Below are 7922 nucleotides of genomic sequence, written 5' to 3'. Positions count from 1 at the left end.
CGTACACTTGTAAACCAATAAAAGGACTAGCAGAAACAGTCAATCAGTACCTGGATTTAAACGATAACCTGTAAACTATTTTTAGGACGAGTCAGCCTGAAAAAATCCCCCTCTCCCCCTTTTTGAAAGGGGGATTTGCCAAATTTGAACTTCTAGCATTAATTCAAAGTACATACGTGCAGTTAAGTGAATACACATATTATCCTTTTGTAAATCTTATATTTAGCTTACTCAGCCTGACAAGAAAGCCTGATTAGGAGACAGCCTCTTCTTTTGGCTAACCGGGCTTTCCGGACACTTATTTTAACCTGTGGACTCTTCGTCACTCTCATCACCCTACTGCTGTAAAAGAGACCAACAAAAAAAAGAGGTTGTCTCATAACTCATACTTGTCACATTGAGCGAAGTCGAAATGGGCTTAATTAGCACATAAAAGGCTTCGACTTCGCTCAGCCTGACAAGAAAACATGATTATGAGACAGCCGGTTTCTTCATTGCTAATTTACGGGGTCACTTAAAATGCATATCTGAGGGTTACTCCATACGTAGCGGGATCACCAAGTACTGCGGCATAATGTCCTGCATTGCCGGCTGCAGGCAGGAGTTGCTCATAATAGTCTTGATTGAGCAGATTTCTTGCCCAGATGAAGGCAGAGAATCCTTGTTTTACCCTGAAACCTGTCCGGGCATTGACCAACCCATAGCCCTGAATGTTCAGAAATTCGGAAGGAGATGGGCTTGATGAGAATTCAGAGCGGAAGAAAACATCTGATGCGATGAAGAAGCTTCCGTTGTTGCCGAAAAACTTGGTAGATCGTGTGAATTCTCCACCGAAAGAACCTGCCCATTTGGAAACTCCGGGGAGCCTTCCTCCGGAAATATCTTTGAATGCTGACTCACCTCCGGTTTCCTCCAGAGGCACGGGGGCATTTGTGAAAGATTTATACTTGGCATCTGTATAGGCCAACGCTGCATTTACAGAGAAGGACTGGCTAAGGCGTATATTCCCATCCAATTCTAATCCAAGCACTTTAACTTCTTCCGCATTCGCCAAATAACCTCTGTTTACGCCCACTTCAGCTGTCTGTACGAGGGTCTGGTAGTCTTTAATATTGGTGTTGTAGAATGCAATATTTAAAGTTGAGCCTTTAGTAGGGCTGGTTTTGATGCCAAGCTCATAATGAGTCACATATTCCGGTTTCACTTCTGCCAGTTCAAGCAGTGGCTGGCCATTGGAAGTCGGAAGTCCGCCCAAATTGATACCTACCGGCTTGTAGCTCGTCGAGAAAGTACCAAATGCATTTACCTTGTCGTTGAACTGGTAGGCAAGACTGGCCTGGCCCGACCAGTTCTGATTTTCCACATTCGTGGCAAAATTTTGTGAGGAGTAAACTGAGTTTTTGATAGCCAACAACTCAGGATCATTTGTCTCCAAACCGCCATAAGTGACTCTGCTATAGTCTACCTCCTTTTTATCATAATTAAAGCGTATGCCCGGCAGGAAATGCAATTTCTCTGTTATTGCCCAGTCCAATTGGCCAAAGACGGCAGCGCCTACAGATTCCAGGGTAGAAGTGGTTCTGATACCGAAGCCTTCAAGTAACCCCGGAGTAGCCCAAAGTGGGCTGGTGCTACTTTGGGAAAATCTCCATTGTGCAGCTCCTGATTCTTCGGTGTGGTAGGGAGAAGTGTTCAGGTTTTGACTGAGGTAAAATACACCAAATACGCCACTGAGTTTTTCGGAAAAATCACCCGCATACCGGATTTCCTGGGAAAATTGCTCATGTCTGGAAGGTGCCTGTGAGAGCGACAAAACCGGTAACCCTGTGAAATCGCGATCATTGGACGGTCCCCAGTTCCAGTACCTCCAGGCAGTAGTGGATGTTAGTGTGCCTTCCCCTAGATGAATATCTGCATTCAATGATAAGCCTCCCAGATCGTTCTTTGATCGCCAAGGAGTGTCATGATCCACGATTCTGTCAAAGGCATTTCGGGAAGGCAGTTCATAATTAAGATCAGCAATGATTTGTTCGAACCTGCGATAGGGAGCTCTCTGTGTCTCTACCACTCCTGCTACTACCTGGGCATAGCCGTCAGGCCGCTGGGAAGTTGCGTCACCTGCCAGCAGAATTTCCACTTTGCTTGATGGGTTGTAAAGTAATTGTCCTCTAAAGCCTAAGTTATTCAGATCATTGATGTATTTACCCGTGGCTATGTTTTCGATGGTGCCATTACGCTGAGTGCCGGAGAAGGAGGCTCTTGCAGCCAGTTTCTTGGAAAGTGGCCCTGTAATGGAGGCTTTGACCTGAACATAACCGTAATTGCCATAGCTAAGCTCCACAGTGCCTTCAGGTGTGTAACTCGGAAGCCTTGTGGTAATATTGAAGGCTCCGGCTGTGGTGTTTTTTCCGAAAAGTGTACCTTGAGGGCCACGGAGTACTTCTATTTGCTCAATATCAATAAAATCCAATGCAGTGGCAGCAGGACGCGCGAAATACACTCCGTCTACATAGAATCCAACTCCGGGATCAATCCCATCATTAGTCAATCCAAAAGTAGAGCCCATACCCCGTATGTTTAGCGTAGTATTTCTGGGATTTGAAGAATAGAGCTGTACTGTAGGCACGAGCTCTTTGATTCGGTTGACATTGAATGATCCGGATTCTTCTAATTTCGGGCCACCTACTACTGAAATTGGTATAGGTACTTTTTGGACCTCCTCAGATCTTCTTCGTGCAGTGATCAGCACCTCTGCCAATTCAGCATCATTCTCCAATGTTACAGAAAGTGGATTTTTTGGGATTTCGGAGAGCTCTTGGATGTATTCTTTGAAAGCCACAAAATTTATCTGGAGTTTGGCAGGAAATGAGCCGGGAGCTTTCAGGGAAAACTCACCATTTTCATTTGTGATGGTATAGTTGTTTGTCCCTTTGATAAGGACTGTTGCCCCGATCAACGGCAGGTTTTCAGAATCCAGAATAATTCCATCGATAGTGGATTGTGCCTTGGCCTGGGTTAGCCATAACAGAAGGCTAAAGGTGATAAGTAGATGATTTTTCATTCTTTCTAGGTTTATAGGTGGTTTCTTAACAGACCAAATACGTTATTCATATCTAATTGGTAGGAATAATAGGCAAATGTAGATTTTCTTTTTGTTTTTTGGTTATGATTAGATCAAATATTTTTTTGACTTGTAAGAAGTAGGAGAGGAGTCCGCCTGCCTTAACTCTTTTTACCAAATATTTCTTTTCTACTAAGCGGGACAAGGACGTTGGATAACCAAAGGGGGATTCGAACCCCCATACATGGTTTTGCTGACCATTGCCTATCCACTCGGCCATTTGGTTGTTCAAAATTAATAATTCATACAAAATCGATAGGAATAATTGTTTTTATAAATTTGAATCCTTAATCTTGTTTCACAATAACCAATCAAAACTATGGCAGCACAGAATTATCGATTTGAAACGCTCCAACTTCATGCAGAATAGGAGCCGGATAAGAAATCAAAGGAAGTATGACTACTTGTATCATTGTAGGTAATCATATTAGAATTTCGTTATCTGCATGAATGCACATACTAGAATTATGTCCGGTTTCACCCTGAAAAAATCCCTCCACGACAGTCGTCGGGACAGGCTCTTGCCCTCCGCCGCGGCGGAGGGAATTGCCAAATTTGAACCTCTGGCATTAATTCAAGGCACGTACGTTCAGTTAAGCGAATACACATATATTAAAATCACTAAAACCTCTTCATCTTCAAAGAAAAGATGTTTTATTTAAATCTAATTCATACTAAAATGATATAAATAATATGAAAAACTCCTTTCAAAATATACAGCCCAAACAAAATACCGGCAAATATTTCAGATTTCGGATCTTGGGAAAAGGGCCAACGCTCCTGATTCTTGGAGGCTCCTCTTCAGACTGGGAGAATACACTGGAGCTGTTGGCTTCGAACTATACGTTGGTTATTCCCACTTTTTCTAAAGCTGTTCTTGACCGTCAGCTGAAAGAAGATGATCCGATAAACTATATTCAGCGCTTGCTGGATGAACTCCGGATTGAGCGGTTTTCTATACTGGCGCATTCTGTAAGCAGCTGGATAGGGCTGAGCTTGGTAGCAAAATATCCCAGTCGTATCCATAAGTTGATCCTGGCCAATTTGCCTTCAGCCATTGAGGATAAATCAGGTTTTGTGAGACTTCATCAGGAGCTGATAGGTAAGAAAGGTATTTTGAAACCAGAACTATCCGCGTTTTGGTATGATAGGATTTTCTGCCAATTAGGTTTCCTAAATGAATTGAAGGAAGTATTAAAATCAACTCCTTTTCTATTGATCGCGGGAGAGACTGATCGTTTTTTCTCAGAAGAGAAGTTGATCAACTGGTCCAATCTTGAGAAAGCAAATCTAAATCTGGAAGTCATTCGATATGCAGGTCATTTTAGTATGAAGGACAATCCCTGGTATTTTAGTGCCATTGTCAAGGAATTCCTGCATAGCAAGGATACCCCTTTCCTAAAATCAAGAATGGCATGAGAACTACTGTCAGATCATTTTTAGGCTTCAATAAGGCTTTTGAGCTTAATCGTAAATCGGACAGGAAAAATCAAGGGCTGCTCTACCGCAAGTATTACGGTTCCCCGAATTCAGGAAAGACTTTATAACAATACTATACTATGTGGTCTATTATCAATCAGTACAGGAGAGCCCTACTCGGGCTCTCTTGTCTACCATTTTGAAATGGGATTGATAACCAAATATATAGCATAAAAAAGGGGCCGCGCCAACGACCCCTGATTTCAGCTAAGAATTTAAGTGCGCTAACACATTATTTACTTAACATCATTTCAAATGTACCGAATTTTAGTACAAAAGAGGATCTTATGGATCTTGCTTTTGGGCATTATGCCCATCCAATTAGCTTCAGCCCAGTCAGACACCTATCCGCTGAAAGGTGTAATAGTGGATGCCGAAGGAATACCTATTCCCGGAGTTAACATCATTGTACAAGGTACCCTTTCGGGAGCCGCCACAGGTATTGATGGCGACTTCTCTCTGGAGGTGAGCGGGAAGGAGGTTTTAGTCGTATCAGCCATAGGTTATTTCACCGCCACCATTCCTATAAGTAACAGAACGGAATTGTCTATTGAGCTGCAAGAAGATCAGCAAGAACTAGGGGAGGTTTTAGTGGTTGGCTATGGTGTTCAAAAGAAAACAGACCTCACAGGCGCTGTGTCATCCGTTTCGAAAGAGTTTTTTGAAGAACTTCCTGTGGCATCCATTGACAAAGCGCTTCAGGGGGCAATAGCCGGTGTGCAGGTGACCTCAACTTCGGGACAACCCGGTTCCGGTGTTAGTATCCGAATCAGGGGAGGGGCATCTGTCCAGAGCGGCAATGAACCCCTGTATGTCATTGATGGCTTTCCTGTCTACAATAATTCAATCTCAGCTGGTGTGGCAAGTGGGTCAAATGTGAACCCCATGGCAGGAATAAATCCTAATGACATAGAAACCATTACTGTGCTGAAAGATGCTTCATCCACCGCAATCTATGGGTCAAGAGGTGCGAATGGAGTGGTAATTATCACTACCAAAAACGGTAGGCAAGGTCAGGCTCAGGTGAGCTATGAGAACTCTATCGGCGTACAATCAGTAATCAAAACGCTGGATTTATTGGATGCACAGGGTTTTGCGAGAGTCCGTAACGAGGCACTGTTCGAAAAAAATCCGGCGTTGGGTACTAACCAATATTTATCCGAGACGGAAATCAGTGCTCTGGGTCCCGGAACCGATTGGCAAAGGGAAGCATTCCGGAATGCAATGGTGCAAGATCACCAGGTGAACATCCAAGGAGGCACCGATAAAATCCGGTACTTGGTTTCGGGAAGCTATTTCAATCAGGAAGGCGTAATCAAGAATACAGGTTTTGATCGGATTAACTTCCGGTCTAATCTGAGTGCAGATCTTTCCAAGAAATTCTCTTTTGGTTTGAATCTTAATGGCAGTCAGTCCAACTCGGAAATTGCACCTTCCGGACTTGTATCGGCACTGCTGCTGATGCCTCCCACTGCTACTATTTACGAAGAGGATGGCAGCTATACCTTGAGAAATCCTTTTGAAAACATCATTTCAAATCCAATTGCTTCGCTCAATGAGCAGAGCAATGAAGCCCAGACCCTCAGGATTTTGGCTAATATATTCGGAGAGTATGAATTGGCGAAAAACCTGAAGCTGAAAGTGTCTATTGGCACGGATCTACAAAACCAAAAAGAGAGAAGCTATATTCCATCCACCTTATATGAAGGTATTACAGTCAATGGACAGGCTAGATTGGGTACGGTATCTACGCAATCCTGGCTAAATGAAAATACCCTGAACTACCGGAGTTCATGGGGAAAGCACAATTTTGATGGGCTGGCAGGATTTACTCAGCAGGAGTTGGTAAGTGAGGGATTTAGTGCGGGAGCACAGGATTTTGTGACTGACGAACTTACGTTTAATAACCTGGGGAGCGGAGCCTCCGCATTAATTCCCGCTTCCAACAATTTTCGCTGGGGACTGCTCTCTGTTTTGGGGAGAGCAAATTATAATTTTGATCAGCGCTACTTTCTGACAGCCAGCATGAGAGCTGATGGTTCATCCAAATTTGGTGCTAATAACAAATGGGGATATTTCCCTTCTTTGGCAGGAGCTTGGAATATCTCCAAGGAGAACTTTTTCCAATCACTAAATTCTAAAATTTCTGAATTGAAAATAAGAGCCAGTTATGGTGAAACAGGCAATCAGGAAATAGGGATATTCCAGTCACTTTCTACCCTAAGCGCGGTCCGCCTATTGCTTGGCCCCAATTTTCAGACAGGTTTTACTCCGGATCGGATAGCAAATAACAACTTGGGTTGGGAAACTACTGTTCAGACTGACTTTGGCGTTGATCTGGGACTGTTTCAAAACAGGATAGTTTTTACGGCTGATTTTTACAGAAAAAAGACCTCTGATCTCCTACTGAATGTCCAGATTCCCTGGACATCAGGACACTCCAGCTCGCTGCAGAACTATGGTTCTGTGGTGAACCGTGGGCTGGAGCTGTCTCTGGCGACGGTTAATTTCGAAGGTGATTTCAACTGGAATTCCCAGCTGAACTTTTCACTGAACAGGAATGAGGTAATTAAAATCGGCAATGGTCTCGATTATATTTTGACAGGTAATTTTAACGGCGATTTTATCATTAAAGTGGGCGAGCCATTAGGATCCTTCTATGGGGCTTCTTCTGCAGGAATTCTTCAGGAAGGTCAGGTGGAAACTTTAGGTGCTTTAACGGGAAAAACCAATCCAAGACCCGGTGACAGGATTTTTGAAGACATAGATGGAGATGGGGTGTTCTCCAGCGCAGGCGATCGCAAAATTGTGGGAAATGCACAGCCTGACTTCATTTTTGGATTCAATAACTCATTTAGCTATAAGGGATTTGATCTCAATTTCACCATATACGGTTCAATCGGAAATGAAATACTTAACGGCAACAGCCAAGTATTGGAGTTGTTGAACGGCCAACAGAATGCGCTTGCGTTAGCTAATGATCGCTGGACAAGTTCCAACCCCGATACAGACGTTTCGAGGGCATCTTCGGATCCCCGAAATATATTCTATGACCGCTTTGTGGAGGATGGTTCATTCGTCAGATTGAGAAATATCACTTTTGGATATACACTTCCATCCAGTTGGGTTGAATCGATTTCCCTGAATTCCATGCGGGTTTTTGTCAGTGGCCAGAATTTATTGACTTGGACTAAGTACTCGGGATTTGATCCGGAGGTGACCTCAGTAGACAACACCATCACCCAGGGTTATGATACAGGTATTTATCCTGCTGCCAAAACTGTCTCAGCCGGTCTTAAAGTAATATTCTAAAGACATTTAC

Annotated in this window: 3 protein-coding genes and 1 tRNA gene; 2 read left to right on the top strand and 2 right to left on the bottom strand. The window is 43.5% G+C overall.

What is annotated here, in order from left to right; translation table 11 throughout:
- Positions 1-514 precede the first annotated feature (514 nt).
- Both J2X69_RS23450 and J2X69_RS23445 read right to left on the bottom strand, forming a co-directional pair.
- Positions 515-3061 carry a TonB-dependent receptor gene (locus J2X69_RS23450; RefSeq protein ID WP_310108895.1) on the bottom strand — a complete coding sequence of 849 codons (2547 nt, stop codon included), beginning with the start codon at positions 3059-3061 and terminating at the stop codon, positions 515-517.
- A gap of 215 nt (positions 3062-3276) precedes the next feature.
- Positions 3277-3347, bottom strand: a tRNA-Cys gene (locus J2X69_RS23445).
- Positions 3348-3814: 467 nt separating this feature from the next.
- Between J2X69_RS23445 and J2X69_RS23440 the strand changes: the two genes are divergently transcribed.
- Together J2X69_RS23440 and J2X69_RS23435 are read left to right on the top strand one after the other, a co-directional pair.
- On the top strand, positions 3815-4540 hold the full coding sequence (locus tag J2X69_RS23440; protein ID WP_310108893.1) for an alpha/beta hydrolase: 726 nt from the start codon (positions 3815-3817) through the stop codon (positions 4538-4540).
- Positions 4541-4855: 315 nt separating this feature from the next.
- Positions 4856-7912 (top strand): TonB-dependent receptor, encoded by a 3057-nt coding sequence (locus J2X69_RS23435; protein WP_310108888.1) that lies wholly within the window; start codon positions 4856-4858, stop codon positions 7910-7912.
- The last annotated feature ends 10 nt before the right edge of the window (positions 7913-7922 follow it).

It is taken from the genome of Algoriphagus sp. 4150 (assembly GCF_031457395.1).
In the GTDB taxonomy this organism is placed as follows: Bacteria; Bacteroidota; Bacteroidia; order Cytophagales; family Cyclobacteriaceae; genus Algoriphagus.
Note: the sequence above shows the minus strand (reverse complement) of the source record. Positions and strands in the feature narration are given on the sequence as shown.